This is a genomic window from Nitrosomonas sp. Nm33, assembly GCF_900107265.1.
Taxonomy (GTDB): Bacteria; Pseudomonadota; Gammaproteobacteria; order Burkholderiales; family Nitrosomonadaceae; genus Nitrosomonas.
In genome coordinates this window covers 1-26255 of the sequence record NZ_FNPJ01000002.1, presented here as the reverse complement: position 1 = coordinate 26255, position 26255 = coordinate 1, and the positions used below count along the sequence as shown (strand labels likewise).

Below are 26255 nucleotides of genomic sequence, written 5' to 3'. Positions count from 1 at the left end.
AACGGGATAATATTTTTTAAATCAGGATAATAACCCCCGGGCCAGATCTGCTTTAAGATCCTGGGGGGATTCAAGGCCTACTGCAACACGCAGTAACCCATCAGTAATTCCTGCCGCATCACGCGCTTCTTGACTGATCCGACCATGCGTAGTTGTAGCCGGATGGGTCAATGTGCTCTTGGCATCACCAAGATTAGCCGTGATCGAAATTAATTTCGTATTATCTATTACTCGCCATGCCGCTTCTTTTCCACCTTTCACTTCGAAGGTAACAATGCCTCCTCCGGCTGTTTGCTGACACTTGGCCAGCTCATACTGTGGATGGGATGATAGTCCTGGATAAAAAACACGTGAAACACTCTTCTGTGCTTCTAACCAGCGCGCAATTTCAATGGCATGAGCACAATGCGTGTCCATCCTGATTTTAAGGGTTTCCATTCCTTTCAGAATAACCCATGCATTAAATGCACTCAATGTAGGCCCAGCTGTACGTAGAAAACCAAAAATACCGCCGTCCATCAGTAAATCACGTTTACCCAGCACTGCTCCACCAAGCACCCTGCCCTGTCCGTCCAGATACTTGGTTGCAGAATGAATCACTAGATCAGCGCCCAACTCCAAAGGTTTCTGCAAGATAGGCGTACAAAAACAATTATCTACCACCAGCCATGCATTCGCTTGCTTGGCAACTGCTGACAGCGCTGAAATATCGGAGATCTCAGTCAATGGATTGGAAGGTGTCTCCAGAAATAACAGCTTTGTATTCACCTTGACTGCCGCGCGCCATTCATCTATATCAGTAGCAGATACAAAAGTCGTTTGAATATTGAAGCGATTGAGAATATTCGTAAAGAGGCTGACCGTTGCACCAAATAAGCTACGTGAGGCAATAATATGATCTCCGGCTGAAAGCAGTCCCATCACACACGCGAGTATAGCTGACATGCCGGAAGAAGTGGCTACGCATGCTTCAGCGCCTTCCAATGCAGCGAGTCGTTCTTGCATGGCCGTGACCGTAGGATTTGTAAAGCGGGAATAAATATTTCCTGGCTCCTCCCCTGAAAAACGTGCAGCTGCCTGAGCAGCACTTTCAAAAACAAAGCTTGAGGTCAGATACATTGCCTCAGAATGCTCATTGAATTGGCTGCGATGAATACCCGTATGGAGTGCTAACGTTTCTGGCTCTAAATCATCTGACATATCGGCTTTTTTCCCAAATTAAGTCTGCTTGCTTGTTACCCCGAACCAATGATTCTATCGATCTTGCGAGAATCAGTCTATTTTCTCTATGAATCTGTCAATTCCAGCCCCAGATCAAGCTGAGTACTATGCCTATTAGATTGAGATATTTTCGTACCTGAATTACGTTGCAATTCAATTCCGGCTAAATACTCTTGGGTAACATCCTTGGTTATATAATTCCCATCAAAACAAGAACTCTCAAAATTCTTTACGAGTGAATTTACTGATGATATCGCATTTTTGAGAGATTCCAGATCCTGATAGACAAGACCATCAGCCCCGATCTCCCGACAAATCTCATCATCATCACGATCAGTTGCAATCAATTCTTGCCGGGTAGGCATATCAATCCCATAAACATTCGGGAAACGAACGGGAGGTGCTGCTGATGCGAAATATATCTTACGTGCGCCTGCTTCTTGTGCCATTTGCACAATTTCTCGACTAGTCGTTCCTCTGACGATTGAATCATCTACCAACAATACATTCTTACCGCGAAACTCAATGCTGATTGCATTAAGTTTCTGGCGCACTGACTTACGTCGATGCTGCTGACCCGGCATGATGAAGGTCCTACCAATATAACGGTTCTTAACAAATCCTTCTCGGAAATTGATACCGAGATGATTAGCAAGTTGTAAGGCGCTTGGGCGGCTTGATTCTGGGATGGGAATCACGACATCGATATCAAGATGCCGCATCGTTTTATTTATTTTATCCGCAAGACTGCTTCCCATATTAAGCCGACTTTCATATATGGAAATACCATCCATGATTGAATCTGGGCGTGCCAGATAAACATACTCAAAAATACATGGATTAAGAGTAGGATCAATTGCGCACTGCTTGCTATAAAAACAACCTTTATCATCGATAAAAATTGCTTCGCCTGGGGCAACATCACGAATCAATTTAAATCCAAGCGTATCAAGGGCCACACTTTCCGATGCCACCATATACTCTGTTCCATGATCTGTTTCTGCTGCACCAAAAACTAAAGGACGAATGCCATAAGGATCACGAAAAGCAAGTAAACCATAGCCAGCAATCATTGCTATCACTGCGTAAGCTCCTTGGCAGCGGCGATGTACTCCAGAAACTGCAGCAAAAATTGTAGCAGGATCTAACTGATAGCTCGTTGCACACTCTTGTAATTCATGTGCCAACACATTCAGCAGCACCTCTGAATCAGAATGTGTATTGACATGACGTCGATCAGACTGAAACAATTGCTTATCAAGCTCAGCTGCATTAGTTAAATTGCCATTATGTCCCAATACAATCCCAAAGGGCGAATTAACATAGAATGGCTGGGCCTCAGCTGGCGATTCGGCAGAGCCAGCGGTAGGATAGCGTACATGACCTATCCCTATATTACCCGGCAGAGCACGCATGTTACGAGTACGGAAAACATCCCTGACCATGCCTAATCCCTTATGCATATGGAAAGTATTTTCCTGCGCTGTCACAATACCAGCCGCATCCTGCCCACGGTGCTGTAACATTAACAAACCATCATAAAGCACTTGGTTGACTGGCGATTGAGCAACTACACCGAGAATCCCACACATATTTAACCTCGGAATAAACCTGGATTACAGAAAAAAGAAAGTAAGCTCTTCATAATGAATCTGAAAGACTCCAAATGGATGTATTTCTATGATCAATAGGCTTATTTATTTCATCCCAGTAATCTGTATCGATCATTTATTAAAACTTATATGCTCTTTGAAATCTTGTGGCAACCACGGAATTGCTTGCGTCGCTATCATTTCTAATGGCACCCTCAATAATGCCTGTTGCCAGAAAGATTGTTGGGGCAAAGTGGTAAAACCTGCAGCTAATACTATAAATAAGACAATTAACAACCCACGCGCAAAACCAAATACTGCACCCAGAATTCTATCGATAAAGCCAAGACCAACGCTATTGACCAATTTGGACAATAGCAATGAGCACACCATTACTACTACTAAAGCCACAAAGAAAGTCATCACAAACACAATCAACATACGCAAGGAACCATCTTCAACGGTCTGCGGTAAGAGTGGTTCAAAATTTGCCGCATAATGGCTTGCCACAAAGAAAGCAATGATCCAGCCAAGCAATGACACCACTTCACGCACCACACCCCGGGTAATACTAAGAAGGACAGAAATGGAAACTATGCCCAAAACAATATAATCAAAAATAGTCATTTACTATTACTTTAAAGGCAAAATGAGTAAGTTCAAACTATCTACTTGTCACAACACCACTCAATCCCATTTTCTTTAGCTTCTCATACCCCTCTTCTGCTGCCTTCCGTGTTGGGAAAGGACCGACACGCACACGAACCATTTCATTACTACCTACTTTTATCGTTTCAATATAAGCGTCAACACCACTAGCCGCAAGATTCTGTTGCTGCTGCTTCGCCTTGGTCGGATCAGCAAATGCCCCCAACTGTATTACAAATGTGCCCTCAGCTTTGGGGGGTTCTGGTTTCGCAGCTTGAGTAGTTTCTGGCCTTGTGGCTTGTTGAATAGATTCTGGTCTTGCGGCCTGAATTGTGGGCTTATTAGTTTGAATTGCAGGTTTATTTAATCGAGGTTTAGAAGAAGGTATCGGAATACGTGAAGTACTATATAATTCCGTCGATTCATTATCTGTTTGTGTAAATTCTGGCACACTGAATGGTAAGGGTTCTCCCGATTTTGTACTTGCATTGCTATCGTGATCAGCTGACTCGCCTGGCATCATCCAAGGAGATGATTCACTTAACAAATCTTCCGACGGAATAAGAATATCAACTTCTTGCTGCTCTTGTTTCGGCTCATTGTCAAGAATCATTGGTAAAAATACTACTGATAGAATCACCAATGTAACCGCTCCTACTAAACGTCTTCGCGCACGTTTTCTCAGTAATGCTTCTTCTTCACTAATATTTCTGACCATTTGAAGTTACCTTTGGATCATTTATAACTTAGTTCTTCTGTAATACCCCTAATACAGCACTCACTGTATAAAACGAGCCAAATACGCATATTCTATCATTCTCAGTTGCATGCTCACGAGCAAAAACATAGGCTGCTGACGCATCTGGAAAAACACGAATCTTATCTTCATCTGTTATTCCTATTTCTTTTAGCGCCTGAATGATTTCATCCGCTGAAGCACCACGGGCAGTATGCGTACTTGCTACCAACCACGTGTCCACGCACTTTTTCAAAGCCAGCACGACGGAAACGATATCCTTATCCTTTAACATGCCAATAACTCCATAAGTATACTGATGAAAGCCTAAAGCGCCAAGATTATCCGCTAGTACTCGCGTAGCCGCAGGATTATGCGCCACATCTAGAATTGTCGTCGGTCTCCCTGGTAAAACCTGAAATCTACCAGGCAAAGATATTTCTACCAGACCTCGCCGCACATCATTTGCAGTAACCGGTAGTTTGTCTCTGAGCATATTCAATGCAGTTAGACAGACGCTGGCATTTTTTAGTTGATATCTTCCACGTAAGGCTGGATAAGGTAAGGAAGAACAGCTACCTACTGGCCCCTTGTAATTCCACTGAATATTGTCGGCCTTATAATCAAAATCTTCACCCATACAAATAAATTTTGCACCTATGGTATTTATCTGTTTACGTACAACTTCCGGAAGATTTGTCTCACCACAGATAGCAATTTTATCCTTCCTAAAAATCCCTACCTTTTCAATTCCGATTTCTTCACGTGTAGTACCAAGATAATCCATATGATCTAAATCAATATTAGTCAGTATGGCACAGTCTGCATCAAACACATTGACAGCATCCAAACGCCCACCTAATCCTACTTCCAGGATCGCGACATCCACTTTTGATTGAGCAAACAAATACATTGCCGCCAGTGTCCCAAACTCAAAATAAGTCAGAGAGATATTGCAACCCAATCTGGCTGATTCTATGACATCAAAGGCGCAGCAAAGCTCCTCGTCTGAAACTGCTTTTTGCTCAATACGAATGCGCTCATTATATTTCAGCAGATGCGGGGAGGTATAACATCCAACGCGATATCCAGCACAACTTAGAATTGACTCGAGCATGGTACAAGTTGAACCTTTCCCATTAGTGCCTCCGACTGCAATAACCGGAAACGTGGGAATAAGACCCGCAGTATCTTTCACTTGCCTTACTCGAGCCAATCCCATATCGATAGCTTTGGGATGAAGATGTTCAAGGTACAACAGCCAATCAGTCAGCGAGGTAGGTTTTGCGGTTTTTTCCGCCATCGAGATATTCCAACAAACCAGAAATTTTTGAATAGCAGTAGGATTAGGTTATCAATTAATCAGATCGGATATTAATATAATTGCTTATCAAACTTTTCTCTAATCATGAGAGGAAATTCCAGTTAGCTGGATACAGGAACGGGTACACGCATTAATAACGCGCATAAATTAACCAGTTTATCACGCATCTCCCTACGATCGACAATGAGGTCTATTGCACCATGCTCCAGCAAAAATTCTGCTCGCTGAAATCCATCGGGAAGCGTCTGACGTACTGTTTGTTCAATCACTCGTGGCCCTGCAAAACCAATCAACGCCCCCGGTTCAGCAATAACAATATCTCCAATAAAAGCAAAACTCGCTGAAACACCGCCCATGGTTGGGTCAGTCAAGACTGAAATAAAAGGCAGTTTCTCCTTACTCAGTCGCGTAAGTGCCGCCGATGTCTTTGCCATCTGCATCAACGAGAACAATCCTTCCTGCATGCGTGCACCCCCACTCGCTGTAAAACATACAAAAGGCAAATGTTGCTCGATACAAACTTGTATAGCACGGACAAAGCGTTCACCAACGACAGAACCCATGGAACCTCCCATGAAACCAAACTCGAAAGCAGCCACAACCACTGGCACGGCTTTGATGCTTCCCTGCATAACTACAAGAGCATCATCTTCATTTGTACTCTCATTAGCTTGGGTCAATCGATCAATATAACGCTTACTATCTTTAAATTTGAGGGGATCCTGTGGCGCTATTTCTGCTCCGATTTCATTACGCCCTCCTGGGTCCAATAACATATCAATTCGTTTTCTGGCAGAAATACGATTGTGATAACTGCACTTAGGGCAAACGTTTAGATTTTTAACCAAATCGGTGTAATACAATACCGCCTCACAAGAAGCGCACTTACTCCACAATCCTTCCGGTACCGCCTTCTTTTCACCATTTGCTTTACGCTTGATTTTGGGCGGGATAATGCGTTCGAACCAACTCATAGCTTTCTAGCACTCAGAATCTGAGGTAATTGTGCCGTTGATTTCATCAAGCGCTGTACGTAAGGATTTCACTAAGTTATTAACATTATCCAGCAAAGCAGAACGAGTGGAATTTTCAATTTCTTCGATAATACGACTACCGACCACCACGGCATCGGCCAGCTCTGCAACTGCCCTTGCTGCTACGCTATCTCGTATCCCAAAACCAACTCCAATAGGAATAGAGATGAGCGAACGCACCTCTGCCAGCTTATTGCGCACATCCACTAAATCAAGATGTGAAGCCCCTGTGACACCTTTTAATGACACATAGTAGACATAACCTTTTGCCAGTTTTGCTACTTTCTCCATCCGTCTTTTAGGTGTAGTAGGTGACAATAAAAAAATAGGATCGATCTTCTGATCTTCTAGTTGTTGCACCCATTCCTCACATTCCTCCGGCGGATAATCAACAATTAAGACACCATCCACCCCAGCTTCCTTTGCCGCCATCGCAAAATTGCCATACCCCCTCGCCTCGATTGGATTGGCATAACCCATTAACACCACGGGAGTAACCGTATTTGTTTTTCTAAATTCGGTCACCATGGTTAACACATCTTTTAAACCGGTGTGATGATGCAGTGCTCTTTCAGAAGAACGCTGAATAGTCGGGCCATCTGCCATCGGATCAGAGAATGGCACCCCTAATTCAATAATATCAGCCCCTGCTTGCACCAGCAAATGCATCAACGTAACCGTCATTTCCGGTTCCGGATCACCTGCAGTAATAAATGGAATCAGCGCTTTTTTATTTTGTGCTTTGAGTACAGAAAAAGTCGATGTAATACGATTCATCTTTAAATAAATATCAGTCAGTCAACGCAAAGCAAGCATTGCTTTTGGATTCAGGCATAATTGTTATTTGATGAATCTTCACTAGGAAGATTTTATTCAAAATACTATTCCGGATTGTTGCGCAACAGTAGTCATATCCTTATCACCCCGTCCTGACAGATTGACCAACAGCAATTGGTCTTTCCCAAGGGTAGGAGCAAGTTTAGCCGCGTAAGCCAAGGCATGGCTCGATTCCAGTGCCGGAATAATCCCTTCAAATCGGCACAAGGCATGAAACGCTGATAGAGCCTCATCATCCGTTACTGCCACATATTCCGCTCGACCACAGTCTTTGAGCCATGCATGCTCAGGACCCACACCTGGATAGTCCAGCCCTGCAGAAATAGAGTGGGTTTCGATAATCTGACCATTATCATCCTGGATCAAGTAAGTACGGTTACCATGCAAGACTCCTGGCCTGCCTGTCACCAAGGTGGCAGCGTGCTGGTGGGTATTAATTCCCTTACCTGCAGCCTCTACACCTATCATGCGAACATTGTTATCCTCTATATAAGGATAAAATAAACCAATAGCATTTGATCCACCTCCTACACAGGCAATCAATGCATCGGGTTGGCGCCCATATTCCTCTTCCATTTGCACTCTGGCTTCTCGTCCAATGACAGCTTGAAAATCCCGTACCATCATTGGATAGGGATGTGGGCCTGCAACCGTGCCAATAATGTAATAAGTATTTTCAACATTGGTAACCCAATCTCGCATCGCTTCATTTAACGCATCCTTAAGCGTACGAGAACCAGACTCAACCGGTATAACTGTAGCACCAAGCAATTTCATTCGATAAACATTGGTTGCCTGACGCTTCACATCCTCCGAGCCCATATAAACGACGCATTCCATGCCATAACGCGCAGCAACTGTCGCACTTGCGACACCGTGCTGACCTGCACCTGTTTCAGCAATCACTCGGGTTTTGCCCATGCGCTTTGCTAGTAATGCTTGCCCCACAGTATTGTTTATCTTATGAGCACCTGTGTGATTCAGATCTTCCCGCTTGAGCAAGATCTGGGCGCCACCAAGATGAGCTGACCAACGCTTGGCATGGTAAATCGGGCTTGGACGCCCAACGTAATACTTGAGTTCATGAGCGAACTCCGCTTGAAAATCGGCGTCATCCCGGAAATGCTGATACTGAGCAAGTAATTCATCCAGTGCTGCGATAAGTGTTTCTGCTACAAATGTACCACCATATGGGCCAAAATGCCCATGCTTGTCTGGAAGATCATAAATCTTCACAATTCTTGACTCCTTGCATAAAAGCAGAAATTTTGTTCACGTCCTTAATACCCTTTGCGACTTCTACCCCACTGGATACATCTACGGCCCATGGCCGAACTTGTCTAATCGCATTCACCACATTATCAGGACCAAGGCCGCCTGAAAGTACGAGTGGTAAAGGAAAATCTGTTGGAATCAAATTCCAGTCAAATACTTGCCCAGTACCACCTGGCATCCCTGCTGTATAGGTATCCAATAACAATCCTTTGGCATTTTCGTAAAGCTTTCCGTATTGTAACAAATCCATCTCTTTCCTGACACGCAAAGCTTTAATATAAGGCAAGATAAATTGACCACAAAATTCGGGCGTCTCCTCCCCATGAAACTGGAGCAAATTCAGCCCAGCTGTGATGGAAGTCTCTTCCACCCATTCTGGAGAAGGATCAACATAAACACCCACTACATTCACAAAAGGCGGCAAGCGCAATACGATTTCACGTGCCTGAGTAGGAGAAATAAAACGCGCACTTTGACGCCAGAAAACAAATCCAATAGCGTCTGCACCCTGCTGTGCCGCTACCAGCGCATCTTCAACGCGTGTTATACCACAAATCTTTACACGGATCGGCACAAAATACTCACTCCATTTTAAACATATAAATAATCCACTTCTTATTCCATTTCTAAATCAAACTTGACTTTGTCGGCTTCTCCTTGCCGTATTATTTTTTATACTGTCTGCGGCTCGCCTTCGCGTCATGTTTGATTTGGAAATGAAATCACCTCTCTATATGATTTGATCAACCTTGATTTCAACCAGATTCTATACTTCTACCAGAGACCTATTTGGACTCAGCATAATAGTTGCAAGAGGAGATTGATTGAAAGGAGGCAAATTCCATTTAGCATCATAGCTAATCCCAGCCAAGTATAACCCATGAGGAGAAAATGTTGGCGCAGCAAGGGTTCGATCACGATTTTGTAACAACAGCTGCATCCATCCAGGAAGATATTTACCATGACCGATATATACTAAGCTACCGACAATATTACGCACCATATGATGTAAAAAGCCATTAGCACGGAACTCGAAGATAAAAAAATGGCCATATTGCGTGATCTCTAACATGGTTAAGTTTCGTACCGGATTTTTCGCCTGACACTCAGCAGTACGAAAAGCGCTAAAATCATGCTCACCCAACAACATGGCCGCCGCCTGTTGCATTTTTTCAAGCTCTAGCGGCTTATGAAACCATCCTACTTTCCTTTGAGATACCCCAGGCCGAACAGGATGATTCAGCAAGCAATAAAGATAACGCCGTTCGATAGCACAATAACGTGCATGAAACGCTTCACCCACTTCTGAGGCCCACAATACGGCAATATCATCAGGTAATAGTGCATTAACCCCTCTCACCCATGCATTCATAGGTCTTCGTGTGGGTGTTTCAAAATGAATCACTTGGTATAGTGCATGAACACCCGCGTCTGTTCGACCTGCTGCAACGACTCCAACTTTACAATTAGCAATTTTAGATAATGCAGTCTCCAGCTCACTTTGAATTGAGATGCAAGCAGGCTGGTTTTGCCAACCATGATACCGCTCCCCACTATATTCTAGAACTAAAGCTATTCTCACAAGAATATAACAATCGCAATACTAATCTGTTTTTCAGGAATCACAATCACATTACTTTGAAATTTTAACCTAGATTCTTCAGTTGAACGGAATGGAGTATGTGATTTTGCGAGTGCAGGCAAGGCGCAACGATGCGAAAAAATCGTTCCATTCAAAGGAATTGCAACCTAGCCATGTGCTTGCAAAATAGCGCAATCCACACCGAAGCAGGAATATCCAGAAGATGAGAATGAAATTTACAGGAAAGGTTATTATATTCATAATGTTAACACCAGCGCGAGCGATTAGCTGAGAAATCCAGGTTTAATGAATAACTACTTTAAATCCTCTACCATTGATCTTGCTACAGCTTGCTGCTCCTCATTACCTTCACGCATGACTTCCTCCAGGATCTTCCTGGCACCTTCCTTATCCTCCATTTCCAGATAAGCCTGAGCCAAATCAATTTTCACAGCAGCTTCATTCCACGGTGTACTTTCATCTTTATCATGAGCTACTCCATTCCCAGTCATCTTTTCAGGCTCATCATCCAAATCGAGTTTGATATCAGCCAAAGCCAGATTGAGTTTAGTTGATTGAGCATTGTCCTGTGTTGATAAAGATTCTCCTTTATCTAACAGTGTCATTGAGTTGGAAGATTTTAAATCATGAGGAAAATCGATACTGAACGGTATACCCTTTTCTTCATAAGAAGAATCCTTCTTATCCGTTTGCTCAGCTTCAAGATTCATAGCAAACTCATGACTGGAAATAGACTGCTCTTTTGTAACCAACATATCCGCCTCGTTCGTATCTTGGGCGCGATCTACTGAAACGATCGAAAAGTTCTTGTCAATATTTTCCAAATCAAATTTGGTTTCAGGATCTTGTTCAGCTGATATACCTTCTGACGGATCAAGCTCAATTTGAGCACACTCATGATTCGGAGCAGCATTCCGATCATTGACAAAGCTTCCACTTAAGTTTTTGCCAAAAAAGAACTCAGACACAGATTCGGATAAATTACCTTTCGATTCTTCTGATTCTAAATATTTAGAATCTTGAGAAAACTCAGAAATCACATCCTTCTTTCTGGCGGCCTGCACCTTATCCAATATCATCATTTCCGCTGACGCTAATTCTGCCATGGGCGATGCCTTGATGTTATTTTTCGTAGTTTCTCCGGGATAGTCGAAAACATCATCATCCATGTTATTACTTCCTTTCCTTCTTCGGCGAAGCATGGATATACCCAACCAACCCGTGAGCAAAACTGCAATCGCCCCCCCCGCTAATTCCAAATCATCTGTAACAAAGCCCATAATTTGATCTGATAAAGCAGTCTCTATCGATTCAGAAGAATCAGGCAATGGAACTTGGCTTATAGGCTGTTCTGGAATAATAGATTGTGCAGACACGATCTTTTCAGAGTGTTCTGACTGATTTATTTCTTGTGTTGGTGCTAAATCTATTGAATCACTAAGCATTGTTTCAGTTTCGCTTCGACCAGGTGGCGTTGACGCTGGCGCCACCTGGGCAAGAGATTGCTCTGCCTGGGCTTGAGTATCGGTCATGCCTGCGCTTTTAATCTCGAGCAGACGCTGTAGTCTTTCAATATTCTGCTCCAATAAAGCGACTCGTTCATTGACCTCTTTCAGAGCACGATCTTTAGCGATGGCATCCTCTTCCATCATTCGTACATAATCTTGGGCTTCGCTGCTTTTTTTCTCGTTAAGATTTTCAATATTCTGGTGGTTTGCAAGTTGCTCACCTTTTGAAAGTGTCAATACTTCTTCAGGCGACGCCTTCTTGACTACGGAGCTTTCTTCTTGAATAGTCGCGGATATTCTTCCCGTTGCAGATTGTTTCAATTCTGCCTTTGGCTTTGATGAAGAACCCATGGCTGCATCAGCTACTTTTTGGCGGTAAGCATGCCAGTTGGTGGTTTGCGCTCCAATTTCACGACTTGCTTTTACTTGACTAATAGCCGAAATTTCATTTTGATCAGGAATACGCAGTATTACCCCCGCTTTCAGCAAATTTATATTTTTTCTGAAAAATCCATTTTGATTTGCTTGATAAAGAGCAACCAGCATTTGATTAAGATCAACTCCCTCAGGCGTAACTTGCCTGGCAATTCCGATTAACGTTTCTCCTCGCGCAACAGGACCGTAAGTGCTGCCCATTCCCGGCTTATATGAGGCCGCTCCACGAGCTTTTGATCTCTGATCAATCTTAATTTTTGGCGGAATCACTTCAGCAGTTGTTATGGCAGTTTTGGGCTGATCAGATGTATGCCGGATTATCGGATTAACTGGTTCGGCTACTTGTGTATCGACCGGATCAAGTAAAACAGTATATTCACGCAATAAACGCCCTGATGATCCGTTGAGTTCTATCAGTAAACTCACGAATGGCTCATCCACTGCTTGCGGTGAAGTAATTTGAATATAAGGTTGGCCATTGACGCGTTTCTCTACTGAAATACTCAAGGATGAATGATAAGATGCATAAATTACACCCGCTTGACGAAAAGCTTCTGGTGAGGCCACACGTGCGGTTAAGGCTGGTATCTCATCTTTTGTTACAGAAACAAGTTCTATCTCCGCTTTAAATGGTTGCCCCAGAAATGAACTGTGAGTTAATTTTCCTAGACCAGCCGTATAAGCCAACCAAGGAAACATTAACAAAACCATCAACCAACATGCCCTAAAATAAATCTTATTCACAGAAATATCCTCTCATTTCCTGGAATAGAAGATATGCTGCCACCACTTTACTAACAAAAATAAAGGCCATAGAACTACCTCTTGTATCGCAGGCCAATTCTATCACTCTAAATGATCAGAGCAGATTAAAGAAACGACATGTTCCCTTAATTTCTTGAGAGATAATTATTTAATTTTCAATCAGTATCCGCAACATTCTACGTAATGGTTCTGCTGCTCCCCATAGTAGTTGATCACCTACAGTAAACGCAGAAAGATACTCTCCACCCATATTAAGCTTACGCAACCGCCCAACATGGACGTCCAGTTTACCGGTAACAGCAACTGGCGTAAGTTCTTTTGTTGACCTTTCTCGTTCGTTAGGAATTACTCGCACCCAATTGTTTGACTGAGCAATAACGCCCTCGATTTCATCCAATGGAATGTCTTGCTTAAGTTTGATCGTCAATGCTTGACTATGGCAACGCATTGCACCAACACGAACACAAATACCATCAACGGGCACAGGCTTATCTGTATGACCTAGGATTTTATTCGTTTCGGCCTGACCTTTCCATTCTTCACGACTCTGCCCATGAGCAACTTCCTTGTCAATCCAAGGAATCAAGCTTCCTGCCAAAGGCACACCAAAATTCTCAACAGGAAATTCTTTGTCACGTAGCTTCTCTGCAACTTCACGATCGATATCCAAGATACTTGAGGCTGGATCATTCAATAGATCCTCAGCCACACGGTGGGTTTCACCCATTTGCAGAAGTAGCTCTCTCATGTTTTGAGCACCTGCACCCGAAGCAGCTTGATAGGTCATAGCGCTCATCCACTCGACCATGTTTTTTTCAAACAAACCACCTACTGCCATCAGCATCAAACTAACGGTACAGTTACCACCGATATAATTCTTTACGCCATCATGCAAGGCTTGCTTGATAACAGGCATGTTGACAGGATCAAGAATGATAACAGCATCATCTTTCATTCTAAGAGCTGATGCTGCATCGATCCAATAACCTTTCCAACCTGATTCACGTAACTTACCAAAAATTTCATTGGTATAATCGCCTCCCTGGCAGGAGATGATGATATCCATCTTCTTAAGTTCTGCCACATCCCTGGCATCCTTAAGGGGTGGTATATCTTTACCGATATCCGGTCCCTTCCCGCCTTTCTGAGAAGTTGTGAAAAATACTGGTTCTACCAATGAAAAATCATCTTCTTCACGCATGCGCTGCATAAGAACAGAACCTACCATACCACGCCAGCCTACAAAGCCTACTTGTTTCATTTAGTTTTCTATAACCTTTATGCTGTGAATAATCTTGAAATCTTAGAGGTAATTCTTGACCATTAATTCGTGATCAATGAGACGAATTACAAGCTATAAATCTAAACCTAAATTAAAAAAGGCAGATAAGCTTGAGATCGCTGCCGTTGACCTATCCACCTGCATACAACATGTTTATAAATTTGCTAACACGGCATTACCCATTTCTATCGTACCAACTTTTTTCATACCGGGTTCGTAAATGTCATTGGTACGAAAACCTTGTGCCAAAACCTTTCTAACTGCATGCTCAATACGCAAGGCAGCCTCTTCCTGAGCAAAAGAATAACGCAGCATCATGGCTACTGATAATATTGTTGCTAAAGGGTTAGCCATATCTTTTCCTGCGATATCCGGTGCGGATCCATGAATGGGCTCATACAATCCCTTGTTTTGATCATCTAGCGATGCAGAAGGGAGCATACCTATTGAGCCGGTCAGCATAGAAGCTTCATCAGATAAAATATCGCCAAACATATTGCCTGTCACGATCACATCAAACTGCCTGGGATTACGCACCAATTGCATTGCCGCATTATCTACCAGCATATGAGAAAGGTTTACATCTGGATATTCCTTAGCTGTTTCAGTAACCACATCACGCCATAATTGGGTACACTCCAGCACATTCATTTTATCCACGGAACATAGCCCACCCTTTCGTTTGCGTGCGGCTTGAAAAGCGACATGAGCAATTCGGCTTATTTCCGCTTCGGTATAGATCATAGTATTAAAACCCACGCGCTGACCATCTCGTCGCTCAATACCTCGTGGCCGACCAAAATAAATATCGCCTGTCAACTCACGTACAATCAAGATATCCAGACCTGAGACAATTTCGGGTTTCAAGGTCGAAACACTCGCTAATTCAGGATATAGAATAGCTGGCCGTAGATTAGCAAATAAATTAAGTTCTTTACGAATAGCAAGCAATCCTTGCTCAGGACGTTTCTCCCGAGGTAAACCGTCATATTTTGGACCACCCACTGCCCCCAGCAGCACAGCATCTGCTTCTTTAACGAGTTTACGAGTTATCTCCGGGAAAGGCTCGCCGCTGGCATCCACTGCACACCCGCCCAATAAACCAGGCTCCAGCTCGAGTTTTAGTCCATCACTTCTAAGTGCCAATAAAATTCTTTCAGCCTGCCCAGTAATTTCTGGGCCGATCCCATCACCTGCTAGAACTGCAATTTTCATATTATTCTTTCCTGACACGGAAAATTTATTTCAAGCGAATAACCAAGGCTGCTCTTTCCGTCGCTTTGCCTCAAACTGCTTGATTTTATCAGCATGCTGTAAAGTTAAGCCGATTTCATCCAAGCCATTAATTAAACAATGTTTTCTAAATGGATCAATATCAAAGCCATAGGCTTCATTAGTCGGTGTCGTCACTGTCTGGGCAGAAAGATTCACGGCTAAACAATAACCACTGATAGCTATCACTTCATTAATAAGCCTATTCACCACATTTGAATCGAGCACAATAGGTAATAATCCTATTTTGAAGCAGTTGTTAAAAAAAATATCGGCGAAACTCGGTGCAATAATTACCTGAAAACCGTAATCCTGAAGTGCCCAGGGTGCATGCTCGCGACTTGAACCACAACCAAAATTATCACGTGCAATCAATATTTCTGCTCCCTGATAGCGAGGTTGATTAAGCACAAAATCAGGGTTTATTTTACGCTGCGATACATCCATTCCCGGCTCACCGTGATCAAGATAGCGCCATTCATCAAATAAGTACTGACCAAAACCTGAACGCTTGATCGACTTCAGGAATTGTTTAGGGATAATAGCATCCGTATCCACGTTCGCGCGATCCAGCGGGACCACCAATCCTTTACAATAGTCAAACTTTTTCATATCTCTATTCTCTATTTTACTGAGCAGCTTTCTCGATTGCCTCACCGCCACTCTGAATATCCTTACCAAGCCCCTGCATGGTATGACAGCCAGCCAACTGCAGAGCAACCCACAATAATCCAATCGATACAGATATTATTTTCATTTATATTTCCTTAAGCAAAAATAGAGTCTTAGGCCATTCATTCATCGTACAAACATCAACAAAATGACCCGTTACTGCTGCTGCCATGACAATACAATACTCAAATTTTTTCATATCTTTGCTTATTGAGCAGATTTCTCGATTGCTTTACCGCCACTCTCGATATCCTTACCAAGTCCCTGCATGGTATGACAGCCGGTCAACTGCAGAGCAATCCACAACAATCCAATCGATACAGATATCATTTTCATTTGTATTTCCTTAAACAAAAATAGAGTGTTAGGCTATTCATTCATCGCACGAACATCAACGAAATGACCGGCTACTGCTGCTGCTGCTGCCATGGCAGGACTGACCAAGTGTGTTCTGCCTCCCGGCCCCTGCCGTCCTTCAAAATTACGATTTGATGTCGAAGCACAACGCTCGCCTGGCATAAGTCTGTCTTCGTTCATCGCGAGGCACATTGAACAACCAGGTTCTCGCCACTCGAATCCCGCTTCCTGAAAAATTCTATCGATCCCCTCCTGCTCAGCTTGAGATTTTACCAAGCCTGAACCTGGAACCACGAGAGCTTGCTTGATATTAGGAGCAATATGCCTGCCTTTCAATACTGAAGCAGCTTCTCGCAGATCTTCTATTCGCGAATTGGTGCATGAACCAATAAAAATCTTGTCAAGAAAAATCTCATCGATTGGAGTATTAGGTGAAAGTCCCATGTATTTCAGAGCATTCTCTGCATCGTGGCGCTTGATTGGGTCAGCTATCAAAGTCGGGTCCGGTACCTTGCCGTCAATTGAAGTCACCATCTCCGGAGAGGTTCCCCAAGTTACCTGAGGTTTGATTTGTTCTGCCTTAAGTTTTACTACCCGATCAAATACTGCTCCTTCATCGCTTTTTAAGGTACGCCAATAGGAAGCTGCTTGCTCCCATATCGCACCTTTCGGCGCAAAAGGCCGCCCCTTAATGTATTCGATCGTGGTTTCATCCACCGCGATCATCCCTGCACGCGCACCTGCCTCAATTGCCATATTGCAAAGCGTCATGCGACCTTCCATGGAAAGTGCCCGTATAGCGCTCCCTGCAAACTCAATCGCATAACCCGTACCGCCTGCTGTACCGATCTCACCAATAATCGCCAGCGCAATATCTTTAGCCGTTACCCCATATCCTAGTTTGCCTTCGACCAATATCTGCATCGACTTGGATTTTTTGGTCAACAAACACTGGGTCGCCAGTACATGCTCTACCTCGGATGTACCAATGCCAAAGGCAAGACAGCCAAAAGCACCATGGGTACTGGTATGTGAGTCTCCACAGACTACTGTCATCCCTGGTAACGTCGCACCCTGCTCCGGCCCAATGACGTGCACGATCCCTTGTCGCTGATCGTTCATTCGGAACTCGGTTATGCCCAGCTCCTCGCAATTCTGATCCAGAGTATCTACTTGCAAGCGCGATATTGGGTCGCTAATACCACTGCTCCGATCGGTTGTAGGTACATTATGATCTGCTACCGCTAGAATCGAATTGACTCGCCAGGGTTTGCGTCTAGCCAATTTCAATCCCTCGAACGCCTGAGGACTGGTTACTTCGTGCACCAGGTGACGATCAATGTAAAGAATGACCATGCTGTCGGGGCTGTCTGATTCTGCATGCACCACATGGCTTTCCCAAAGTTTGTCGTATAACGTCTTCATTTTACGATATTCCAAAATAATAAGATTATTATCCCATAAAGCAGTATTAAGCAGTAGGTTGTCATTCAAGCGTCAATATATTTAGCTATATGGTGAAGAGCAACTTCCTTCCGGCCCCATGAATGGTACAATTTTCCTGTTCATCATTCTTCGCCACAAAATAATGAAATAAAGGATTGTCCTATGTCTACCATCGTATCCGTACTGCATGAAGCACGTGTCTTTCCCCCTTTTCCCGAATTTGTTGAACAGGCTAATCTGGCTGGTATGGAAGCATATCAAGCGTTGTGTGCTGAAGCTGAGAAGGATTACCCCGGTTTCTGGAGCAAGTTGGCACAAAAATATATTCTGTGGCATAAACCTTTTACACGTGTCCTGAATGATTCAGACCCTCCTTTTTTCAAATGGTTTGAGGATGGTGAACTAAATATTTCATATAATTGCCTTGATCGGCACCTTACCAGTCAACCGGATAAATTAGCTATTATTTTTGAAGCTGATGATGGCAAGGTAAGCCGTTGCACTTACCGCGAGCTCTACCAGCTTGTTTGTCAGTTTGCCAATGGCTTGAAAGCACTTAACATCAAAAAAGGCGATCGCATCATTATTTACTTGCCAATGCGTATTGAAGCTGTTGTCGCCATGCAAGCGTGTGCGCGCATTGGTGCTATTCACTCGGTCGTATTCGCTGGATTTTCTGCTAAAAGTCTACACGAACGCATCGTTGACGCCGGTGCAGTAGCTGTTATTACTGCAGATGAGCAAACGCGTGGTGGTAAAAATCACCCGTTGAAAGCAACTGTCGATGAAGCCCTCAGCATGGGCGGAACAGACTCAGTTAAATCAGTTATCGTTTATAAACATATGGGTATTGACGCACCATGGCATGCCGGTCGCGATATCTGGTGGCATGAGCTCACCCAGAACAAGCAAACTGACTGCGAGCCTGAATGGATCCATGCCGAGCATCCCTTATTTACCCTCTACACCTCTGGTTCCACGGGCAAACCCAAAGGCGTCCAGCACTCGTCAGCAGGTTATCTGCTGGGTGTAATGGCAAGTATGCAATGGATCTTTGATTACAAACCGACCGATATTTTTTGGTGTACCGCCGATGTTGGCTGGATTACCGGTCATAGCTATGTAACGTATGGTCCATTGGCCATGGGGGCAACTCAAGTTATCTTCGAAGGTGTACCGACTTATCCGGATGCTGGACGCCTTTGGAAAATTATACAAAATCACAAAGTAACTACTTTCTATACTGCGCCTACTGCAATTCGCTCATTGATTAAATTGGGAGCAGATTTACCTGCTCAATATGATTTGTCCTCACTGCGCCTGCTCGGCTCTGTAGGTGAACCGATTAATCCCGAAGCCTGGATGTGGTATTACACCGTAGTGGGCCAATCCCGCTGCCCAATCGTAGATACTTGGTGGCAAACTGAAACAGGTTGCCACATGATAGCACCGGCTCCTGGTGCGATCTCCCTCAAACCTGGATCATGCACGTTTCCTTTACCTGGAATCAGCGCTGCGGTAATCGATGAAGCAGGCCATGAGGTTGAACAGGGAAAAGGTGGATTTCTTGTCATCAAGCAGCCATTTCCCTCCCAGATCCGCACATTATGGGGAGATCCAGAGCGTTTCAAAAAAACTTACTTTCCTCAAGATATTGGTGGAGGTCATTTTTATCTAGCAGGTGACTCTGCACATCGTGATAACGATGGCTATTTCTGGATCATGGGACGTATTGACGATGTATTAAACGTATCCGGTCATCGTCTGGGAACCATGGAAATTGAGTCAGCGCTTGTGGCCAATCCGCTGGTTGCTGAAGCGGCAGTCGTAGGAAAACCACATGAAATCAAAGGAGAAGTCGTAGTTGCATTTGTCGTTTTGAAACAAAAATGCCCTCATGGCGAGCAAGCTTTTGAAATAGCCAACTCACTTAGGGAATGGGTTGGACACGAAATCGGCCCCATTGCCAAGCCCGAAGAAATCCGTTTTGGCGACAATCTACCCAAAACACGCTCTGGCAAAATCATGCGGCGATTACTCCGCTCGCTTGCCAGAGGAGAAGAAATTACTCAAGATACCTCTACACTCGAGAATCCTGCCATTCTTGATCAACTTAAACAACCTATTCATTAAATTGAAATAGCCATTTTATTACTCAATCTAGCTCCAAACATTCCAACGAAAAATATGAATTTACCCAATATCATCGACTACGACTTTGGAATCACTGCCATCGATGCCCAATACCATCGCCCCGGTCGCGCGGCTATCCACCTGATTGTCGAAAATGGTGTTGCTGCCTTGATTGACACAGGCACCCAATTTTCTGTGCCAGGCGTCATACAGATACTACAAAATAAGCAACTTGCTCCTGAGAAAATAGCTTATGTGTTTCTCACACACATTCATCTCGACCATGCTGGCGGCGCAAGTGAATTCATGCGATTGCTGCCCAATGCCAAATTGGTTGTCCATCCACGTGGTGCAAAATATATGATTAATCCTGCCAAACTAATTGCGGGTGTAATGGCAGTTTATGGCAAAGCGGAATTTAAACGCTTATATGGCGAAATTTCTCCCATTGACGAAAATCGTGTTCTCGAAGCCCCTGACGAAACCCGTATCGACTTGAATGGCCGTCCTCTTTTGCTGCTTGATACTCCTGGTCATGCCCGTCATCACTATTGTATTTTTGACGAAAGGAGTCAGTCCTTTTTCACAGGGGATACCTTTGGCGTTTCTTATCGGGAACTAGATGTAGATGGACTGGAATTCGTTTTTCCAACTACAACCCCGGTACAATTTGATCCAGAAGCTGCCCATGCATCATTGAATCGAATTATGAGCTATCAACCACAATATGCTTTTCTGACGCACTACAGCCGTATCGGTCATTTGCCGCATCATGCAACGCAAATGCATGATCTGATTGATGCGTTTGTCAATATCGCCAATCAAGCCGCTAACAAAACAGCAGAGAGCCATGAGTTTATTGTGCAAGCATTAAAAGATTTATTATGCCAACGGCTCGCAATGCATGGCTGCACCTGGTCGCCTACAGAGATTTATGAATTATTACGTGTCGATATCGAACTAAACGCCATGGGGCTGGAAACGTGGCTAGATCAATCTGAGAAATCAAATAAGCTATAAATGTTCGAACGTAATTATGACTGTTTAATACGATTTCATAGATATCCCAGGCTGATCTGATAATCATCAGACTAAAAATTTGATAGCCTATACAATCAAATTTATTTACAGTTATAAGATATTGGCAAATACCATACGGATAAGAAAAATATAGAAAGGTATTTTTCGTTATTAATTTTTCCAGTTCTTATGCGGAGTGATTGATGAGTGAGTTAAATAAATTTATAGCTGGCCTGCTAAATAATTTTTCTTTAAGTGCAGTTACAGATAGGAGCTGGTTCGAAATCGCTTCAATTCTGACACCCTCGATTATTTTGATCCTCACCCTATTTGGTTTCAGTTTCATTCTACAAAAAAGAAATTGGAAAATTGTTATTTATATTACTTGCCTTTTACTCACTTTGCTTTTTTTACCTTACGAATTATTCCGCCAATCTGCTGCTATATCCAAAGCTGAGGCAAATATTGGTGTAATGCAAGCCAGTCTAAAAACATTACTAAATGCTTCAGATCTTAATCAAATTGAAAATTTAGCCGATAAAGAAGTAGCTTCCAGCATATTGGAAGAGATGATTGGCAATCTCGATCAAAAAGAAAAGAAAGAAGTATTACTCATCTCATTATTAACTGCTGAAAATGAAAAGCAGTCATTGCGCTTTCTTGAAGATAAACACAAACACTTTTCTAATGAAATCAAATCAAGCATCAGCGATGCAAAAGAAGAGATTATCAATACAAGAGAGCCAGTCGATAAAATATCTGGTGACATCCTTAAACAAATTGATGGGGGCATCAATCATCTTATTGAAAATAAAATGCAATCCTTCAATCAAGCTTCTGATGAAATTAAATCAATCATCAGCGACGCAAAAAAAGAGATTATCAATACAAGAGAGCCAGTCGATAAAATATCTGGTGACATCCTGAAACAAATTGATGGGAATATCAGTCATCTTATTGAAAATAAAATGCAATCTTTCAATCAAGCAATTGATCATTCACTAGAAACCCTCCAGCAAGGAATCAATTCATTTGTTCAGAATGAACTTGAAGCACACGAAAAAACTTTGGTAACTCTTACTCAGAAGAGTATTGGAGAGCTAGGAAATAAGCTAAAAGATTACACCAACGAAACAAAACAAGAAATTACTAATCAAATCAAGCACGCAAACAATGAACCATTACAGAAACTCGATGTAACCCAAAAAAGCATCGATCAGTTGGGAAATACTGTTGGAAATATTAATCTGGACAAAGTTATTGCCCACATCAAACAACTCTCGACTTCAATTGATTTGCTTCAAAAGCAAAATGAGGTTCAGTTCGAATATAACGAATGTATCAGAAGTGTAGGATGGATTGATTTAGTGGGCAAGGCAGAAGAATGCAAAAAGAAGTTGTATACGAGCATGAATGAATTGATCAATAAATTTCACTGATTTCCTCAAGTTCAATGTGTTTTAGTAAATTTACACGACTTGCTCCAAAAATTTGATTCATGAGTAGTCTGAAAAATATTTTATAAATCATACATTGGAGGACATTAAATATGACTAAACACCTTACTTCAATGCTCCTTACTACCCTCATTATTTATCTCATCCTTGGCTCAGGCATCACGTTAGCCAAAACAGGTTATGCTGTCCATTACAATGATAAGTACCAAGGTAAGAAAACAGCCAATGGTGAAGTTTTCAATCAGAGTAGGTTTACAGCAGCGCATAATGATTTTCCTTATGGTACGCTCGTCAAAGTTACTAATCTTGAAAATAATCGCAGTATAGTTGTCAAAATAAACGATCGTTTGGCTCCTCACAACAGCAACATTATCGATGTGACCAAACGTGCAGCAGTGGCGTTAGGTTTTATAAAAAAAGGACGAGCTCACGTTAGCCTTGAAACAATCAAGTAAAGCAAGATAATCGGGCTGCCCAGTATCTGCCTGTATGAAATTCTGCAATTAGGTGAGCAGATAAGTCAAAACAGATGGGATTGCTTTAAAAATTGATTAAAAAATAACTCGGGAACAATGTTAATTACTCACCAGTTAAGGTGGAGTATGAAATTCGCATTCTCGAATCTTGTTTATTGGTCAAAATAATAAAAGCATTAGCATCTTTTCTAAGCGACCGAAATAATTATTATCTCTCACCGATATAGAGCAGTTATCACAGCCTTATCCACGGATAGAGTGTTTTAAATGCGCTGACTGGAAATTCAAAAACATCATTATCCTATCCTGTTCAATATAATTATGATTTTTTTGAATTTAGCTATACAAAGCATTTAAAGCTGGGCGGCTTGCTTTTTCTTTCTTGCAGCCACACTTCGTTATATATCGAATAAAAATTGTATAGCTTAGATGCAACCATACCTCTAACTTTTTCATTTAGGGTATATCAACTCTTACCATCCGAAAATAATTTGTTCCATTTCTAAATCAAACCTGATTTTGTCGATTTCTCCTTGTCGTATTACTTATACTGCCTGCAGCTCGCCCTCGCATCATGTTTTATTTAGAAATGGAATTACCATTCTTTAGCCCATTATTTGCTTATAACACGGATTGTAACCAAACCAGATAATCCGTCACTCATCGAGCTTATTTTTTTATGGGAAACATTAAAATTCCTTCTGGAATATCGCTTATCTATATAAAATTACCATGGTTTCATCATAAGGAAATATTAATGGAGAACAAAGAACGCACTACATCTGAATTGCTCCAGTTAGTGGTGATACAAAATACTAGCGAGAAGATGAGTGTTGGTCAAATCAAAAATTCTCTCCGTGAGAGAGGATTTGGTATTTTACTTGCTATTGCAGCTTTACCCATTTGCCTTCCTATCCCTGCTCCACCTGGCTATACCACTTTTTTTTCTATTCCACTTTTTATTTTCTCAATACAAATGATGTGGGGAATGAAATCTCCTTGGCTGCCTGGATGGATCAGTAAAAAGGAAATTAGCAAAAAAAGTCTGGAAAAATTGATTGTAAAAGCAACCACGTGGTTACGTAAAATTGAAAGCTATCTGCACCCAAGACTTACATATATCAGCGTACGCGCCTGGGAACGAATTATTGGTATTTTTGCCTTTATATTTACTATTTCCATAGCTCTACCTATTCCTTTGGTAAACGTTCCTCCTGGTTGGGGAATTCTCATCATGTCCCTAGGTTTACTTAATAAAGATGGATTAACTATCATTGTAGGTATGATAGTTGGCACTATTGGTATAGGAATAACGCTTATAATTCTTACACTCATATGGATGGGAGTGTCAGTGCCATCTTTTTATTAGCCGTAGGTCAAACACATCGACAAAGCTGAATGAACATCATGACACTCATGTACCTAGCCAAGAGAAAGCAGAGTACTGTAGAGACTAGACAGAGGAGCAGCCGTTCGTTAATTACCGTGCTAATGGGTAGTTGATCAAATTTTAACAGGGAACGAGTGGAAGCCACCGATGAGGAAGTTGTCGCAATCGCATAATTATGGCAAGATGCCCTGTTCACAAATAATATTGACAAATGTAAAAATGACATTATATCGCTATAAATTGCTGGTTCCGATGTTATTGGGGTATATGCTGACTGGTTGTGCCTCGGTCGAGAATAATAAACGAGACCCGCTGGAGTCAATGAACCGGGCAGTGTTTGCATTTAATGAAAAGTTTGATGCCTATGTAATGAAACCTGTAGCAAAGGGCTATCGAGCAGTTACTCCCGATCCTCTTGAGATGATCATCGGCAATGTTTTTTCTAATTTTGGCGATGTGGTGATTACTGCTAATGCATTATTGCAATTGAAATTTGATACTGCAGCAGCAAGCGCAACTCGGGTAGTTATTAATACAACATTCGGTATGCTTGGTATCGTCGATCTCGCAAGCGACATCAGTGCAGTCAGCGATATTAATATCAGCAAGCGTAATGAAGATTTTGGTCAGACGCTCGGTCGTTACGGTATTGACCCCGGGCCTTATCTCGTCTTACCTCTCCTAGGTCCTAGTACAATACGTGATGCTGTAGGAATTGGAGTGGATAGTACTTTTTTCCATCCAATTTGGTCGATATATCCTAATTTTGATTTTCTGACTGTTCGTCTCCCAGCTTCGGTAGGATGGTCTGTTGATACGCGCGCCCAGATGTTAGATACGGATAAAACTCTTGAAGAAGCAGCGCTAGATAAATATGAATTTGTACGCGACGCTTATCTGCAACGGCGGAGAAATCTAGTCTACGATGGTAATCCTCCACCTGAAGATGAAGGCCTTGAAATTAACGAAAATAATGAAAGCAAGGATAATGAAAACGAGGATGAGGGAAAGAAGGATAATAAAGTGACCAAATAGTCTCCAACAAAGAAAGACAAGGTAGTGCTAATGATGAAAAACTAAACTAGTTGTTTATGTCACAGATTAGATCATTCTCGTCTAGTTATTTTTGGAACCTAGTTAGTCGCCCCTGAAATACTATAGAAGCTAGCATAAATATTGGCATTGAGGGATACTGAAAAGGTATGGAATTTGCCAGAATTAATACTATTGACCCCTAATTTCTGGTGAATTGATGAAGCCAAAGAAGCAAGAACCCACCCCCTGTGATGATCTTTTTCGCATGAGACTGGAGCAGATGTTGGACCAGCGCCACGAGCTGTATCGCCTGGCAGGGAAGATTGACTGGTCTGTAGTAGAAGAGCGGTTTGAACGACTGTATTCAGATGAAGGCCGCCCAGCTATTCCGATCCGCTTGATGGTAGGGCTGCACTACCTGAAGCACACTTTCAATGAATCGGATGAAACGGTGGTGGAACGCTGGGTGGAGAATCCCTATTGGCAATACTTCTGTGGAGAAGAATACTTTCGCCACGAATTACCAATCGATCCCAGCTAGATGACGAGATTTCGTGACCGCATAGGCGAAGCAGGCTGTGAATTCATGTTAAGTCTAACGGTGGTAGCAGGAATTGCCACGCAGACCGTATCAAAGACATCGCTCACAGCAGTAAACGTGGATAGCACGGTGCAGGAAAAAGCGATCAATTACCCGACAGATGCCCGGCTGTATCATAAGGCTGGAAGTGCACTGG

23 protein-coding genes and 2 pseudogenes are annotated in these 26255 nt (G+C 42.6%); 8 read left to right on the top strand and 17 right to left on the bottom strand.

The features are described from left to right. Positions 1-21: 21 nt before the first annotated feature. The 17 genes from BLV54_RS00655 to leuC form a co-directional block, all read right to left on the bottom strand. A complete protein-coding gene (locus tag BLV54_RS00655) occupies positions 22-1200 on the bottom strand; it encodes an O-succinylhomoserine sulfhydrylase (protein ID WP_090566266.1) in 1179 nt (392 codons plus the stop codon). 86 nt (positions 1201-1286) lie between these two features. After that, positions 1287-2813 carry an amidophosphoribosyltransferase gene (gene purF, locus BLV54_RS00650; protein WP_090566263.1) on the bottom strand — a complete coding sequence of 509 codons (1527 nt, stop codon included), beginning with the start codon at positions 2811-2813 and terminating at the stop codon, positions 1287-1289. A 132-nt stretch (positions 2814-2945) separates the two neighbouring features. Beyond that, complete coding sequence (locus tag BLV54_RS00645) at positions 2946-3440, bottom strand: CvpA family protein (protein ID WP_090566260.1); 495 nt, start codon at positions 3438-3440, stop codon at positions 2946-2948. A gap of 37 nt (positions 3441-3477) precedes the next feature. Next, on the bottom strand, positions 3478-4179 hold the full coding sequence (locus BLV54_RS00640) for an SPOR domain-containing protein (RefSeq protein ID WP_090566257.1): 702 nt from the start codon (positions 4177-4179) through the stop codon (positions 3478-3480). A gap of 28 nt (positions 4180-4207) precedes the next feature. Continuing rightward, complete coding sequence (gene folC, locus BLV54_RS00635) at positions 4208-5500, bottom strand: bifunctional tetrahydrofolate synthase/dihydrofolate synthase (protein WP_090566254.1); 1293 nt, start codon at positions 5498-5500, stop codon at positions 4208-4210. Between the two features lie 122 nt (positions 5501-5622). Further along, on the bottom strand, positions 5623-6495 hold the full coding sequence (gene accD, locus BLV54_RS00630) for an acetyl-CoA carboxylase, carboxyltransferase subunit beta (protein ID WP_090566251.1): 873 nt from the start codon (positions 6493-6495) through the stop codon (positions 5623-5625). A 6-nt stretch (positions 6496-6501) separates the two neighbouring features. After that, complete coding sequence (trpA, locus tag BLV54_RS00625; protein ID WP_090566247.1) at positions 6502-7332, bottom strand: tryptophan synthase subunit alpha; 831 nt, start codon at positions 7330-7332, stop codon at positions 6502-6504. A gap of 96 nt (positions 7333-7428) precedes the next feature. Next, the gene (trpB, locus tag BLV54_RS00620) at positions 7429-8628 is read right to left on the bottom strand and encodes a tryptophan synthase subunit beta (RefSeq protein WP_218132277.1); all 1200 of its coding nucleotides are present in this window, start codon (positions 8626-8628) and stop codon (positions 7429-7431) included. Next, positions 8615-9241, bottom strand: coding sequence for a phosphoribosylanthranilate isomerase (locus BLV54_RS00615; protein ID WP_090566244.1), 627 nt, complete (start codon positions 9239-9241; stop codon positions 8615-8617). Before BLV54_RS00615 ends, trpB begins: the two co-directional genes overlap by 14 nt. Positions 9242-9433: 192 nt before the next feature. Continuing rightward, the gene (truA, locus tag BLV54_RS00610; RefSeq protein WP_090566242.1) at positions 9434-10249 is read right to left on the bottom strand and encodes a tRNA pseudouridine(38-40) synthase TruA; all 816 of its coding nucleotides are present in this window, start codon (positions 10247-10249) and stop codon (positions 9434-9436) included. Between the two features lie 314 nt (positions 10250-10563). Continuing rightward, on the bottom strand, positions 10564-12957 hold the full coding sequence (locus tag BLV54_RS00605) for a motility hub landmark protein FimV (protein ID WP_143032381.1): 2394 nt from the start codon (positions 12955-12957) through the stop codon (positions 10564-10566). A 169-nt stretch (positions 12958-13126) separates the two neighbouring features. Beyond that, the gene (asd, locus tag BLV54_RS00600) at positions 13127-14239 is read right to left on the bottom strand and encodes an aspartate-semialdehyde dehydrogenase (protein ID WP_090566236.1); all 1113 of its coding nucleotides are present in this window, start codon (positions 14237-14239) and stop codon (positions 13127-13129) included. Between the two features lie 174 nt (positions 14240-14413). Beyond that, the gene (gene leuB / locus BLV54_RS00595; protein WP_090566233.1) at positions 14414-15475 is read right to left on the bottom strand and encodes a 3-isopropylmalate dehydrogenase; all 1062 of its coding nucleotides are present in this window, start codon (positions 15473-15475) and stop codon (positions 14414-14416) included. A 30-nt stretch (positions 15476-15505) separates the two neighbouring features. After that, a complete protein-coding gene (leuD, locus tag BLV54_RS00590; protein WP_090566231.1) occupies positions 15506-16144 on the bottom strand; it encodes a 3-isopropylmalate dehydratase small subunit in 639 nt (212 codons plus the stop codon). Between the two features lie 16 nt (positions 16145-16160). Beyond that, positions 16161-16289 carry an entericidin A/B family lipoprotein gene (locus BLV54_RS00585; RefSeq protein ID WP_090566228.1) on the bottom strand — a complete coding sequence of 43 codons (129 nt, stop codon included), beginning with the start codon at positions 16287-16289 and terminating at the stop codon, positions 16161-16163. A gap of 122 nt (positions 16290-16411) precedes the next feature. Continuing rightward, positions 16412-16540 (bottom strand): entericidin A/B family lipoprotein, encoded by a 129-nt coding sequence (locus tag BLV54_RS00580; RefSeq protein WP_090566225.1) that lies wholly within the window; start codon positions 16538-16540, stop codon positions 16412-16414. A 33-nt stretch (positions 16541-16573) separates the two neighbouring features. After that, positions 16574-17986, bottom strand: coding sequence for a 3-isopropylmalate dehydratase large subunit (gene leuC / locus BLV54_RS00575; RefSeq protein WP_090566453.1), 1413 nt, complete (start codon positions 17984-17986; stop codon positions 16574-16576). A gap of 183 nt (positions 17987-18169) precedes the next feature. Between leuC and acs the strand changes: the two genes are divergently transcribed. The 8 genes and pseudogenes from acs to BLV54_RS17130 all read left to right on the top strand — a co-directional run. Continuing rightward, positions 18170-20140 carry an acetate--CoA ligase gene (gene acs / locus BLV54_RS00570; protein WP_090566222.1) on the top strand — a complete coding sequence of 657 codons (1971 nt, stop codon included), beginning with the start codon at positions 18170-18172 and terminating at the stop codon, positions 20138-20140. Between the two features lie 54 nt (positions 20141-20194). Further along, on the top strand, positions 20195-21160 hold the full coding sequence (locus tag BLV54_RS00565; protein WP_090566219.1) for an MBL fold metallo-hydrolase: 966 nt from the start codon (positions 20195-20197) through the stop codon (positions 21158-21160). 203 nt (positions 21161-21363) lie between these two features. Then, positions 21364-22599, top strand: coding sequence for a hypothetical protein (locus tag BLV54_RS00560; protein WP_090566217.1), 1236 nt, complete (start codon positions 21364-21366; stop codon positions 22597-22599). 110 nt (positions 22600-22709) lie between these two features. After that, positions 22710-23072, top strand: a complete 363-nt coding sequence (locus BLV54_RS00555; RefSeq protein ID WP_090566214.1) for a septal ring lytic transglycosylase RlpA family protein — start codon at positions 22710-22712, stop codon at positions 23070-23072. Positions 23073-23850: 778 nt separating this feature from the next. Then, complete coding sequence (locus BLV54_RS00550; protein WP_090566211.1) at positions 23851-24462, top strand: exopolysaccharide biosynthesis protein; 612 nt, start codon at positions 23851-23853, stop codon at positions 24460-24462. 240 nt (positions 24463-24702) lie between these two features. Then, the gene (locus BLV54_RS00545) at positions 24703-25518 is read left to right on the top strand and encodes an MlaA family lipoprotein (RefSeq protein WP_090566450.1); all 816 of its coding nucleotides are present in this window, start codon (positions 24703-24705) and stop codon (positions 25516-25518) included. A 217-nt stretch (positions 25519-25735) separates the two neighbouring features. Next, positions 25736-26056: pseudogene (locus tag BLV54_RS17135) on the top strand (transposase); the annotation flags it as partial. A 3-nt stretch (positions 26057-26059) separates the two neighbouring features. Continuing rightward, positions 26060-26255 (top strand): annotated as a pseudogene (locus tag BLV54_RS17130) (IS5/IS1182 family transposase); the annotation flags it as partial.

Excerpts from the sequence above, each read along its gene's own strand:
- leuC (WP_090566453.1), bottom strand. The coding sequence starts at position 17,986 with ATGAAGACGTTATACGACAAACTTTGGGAAAGCCATGTGGTGCATGCA.
- BLV54_RS00640 (WP_090566257.1), bottom strand. The coding sequence starts at position 4,179 with ATGGTCAGAAATATTAGTGAAGAAGAAGCATTACTGAGAAAACGTGCG.
- BLV54_RS00545 (WP_090566450.1), top strand. The coding sequence starts at position 24,703 with ATGACATTATATCGCTATAAATTGCTGGTTCCGATGTTATTGGGGTAT.
- folC (WP_090566254.1), bottom strand. The coding sequence starts at position 5,500 with ATGGCGGAAAAAACCGCAAAACCTACCTCGCTGACTGATTGGCTGTTG.
- BLV54_RS00555 (WP_090566214.1), top strand. The coding sequence starts at position 22,710 with ATGACTAAACACCTTACTTCAATGCTCCTTACTACCCTCATTATTTAT.
- trpA (WP_090566247.1), bottom strand. The coding sequence starts at position 7,332 with ATGAATCGTATTACATCGACTTTTTCTGTACTCAAAGCACAAAATAAA.
- BLV54_RS00655 (WP_090566266.1), bottom strand. The coding sequence starts at position 1,200 with ATGTCAGATGATTTAGAGCCAGAAACGTTAGCACTCCATACGGGTATT.
- BLV54_RS00580 (WP_090566225.1), bottom strand. The coding sequence starts at position 16,540 with ATGAAAATGATATCTGTATCGATTGGATTGTTGTGGATTGCTCTGCAG.
- accD (WP_090566251.1), bottom strand. The coding sequence starts at position 6,495 with ATGAGTTGGTTCGAACGCATTATCCCGCCCAAAATCAAGCGTAAAGCA.
- BLV54_RS00585 (WP_090566228.1), bottom strand. The coding sequence starts at position 16,289 with ATGAAAATAATATCTGTATCGATTGGATTATTGTGGGTTGCTCTGCAG.
- acs (WP_090566222.1), top strand. The coding sequence starts at position 18,170 with ATGTCTACCATCGTATCCGTACTGCATGAAGCACGTGTCTTTCCCCCT.
- asd (WP_090566236.1), bottom strand. The coding sequence starts at position 14,239 with ATGAAACAAGTAGGCTTTGTAGGCTGGCGTGGTATGGTAGGTTCTGTT.
- BLV54_RS00550 (WP_090566211.1), top strand. The coding sequence starts at position 23,851 with ATGGAGAACAAAGAACGCACTACATCTGAATTGCTCCAGTTAGTGGTG.
- purF (WP_090566263.1), bottom strand. The coding sequence starts at position 2,813 with ATGTGTGGGATTCTCGGTGTAGTTGCTCAATCGCCAGTCAACCAAGTG.
- BLV54_RS00560 (WP_090566217.1), top strand. The coding sequence starts at position 21,364 with ATGAGTGAGTTAAATAAATTTATAGCTGGCCTGCTAAATAATTTTTCT.
- BLV54_RS00565 (WP_090566219.1), top strand. The coding sequence starts at position 20,195 with ATGAATTTACCCAATATCATCGACTACGACTTTGGAATCACTGCCATC.
- leuB (WP_090566233.1), bottom strand. The coding sequence starts at position 15,475 with ATGAAAATTGCAGTTCTAGCAGGTGATGGGATCGGCCCAGAAATTACT.
- leuD (WP_090566231.1), bottom strand. The coding sequence starts at position 16,144 with ATGAAAAAGTTTGACTATTGTAAAGGATTGGTGGTCCCGCTGGATCGC.
- BLV54_RS00645 (WP_090566260.1), bottom strand. The coding sequence starts at position 3,440 with ATGACTATTTTTGATTATATTGTTTTGGGCATAGTTTCCATTTCTGTC.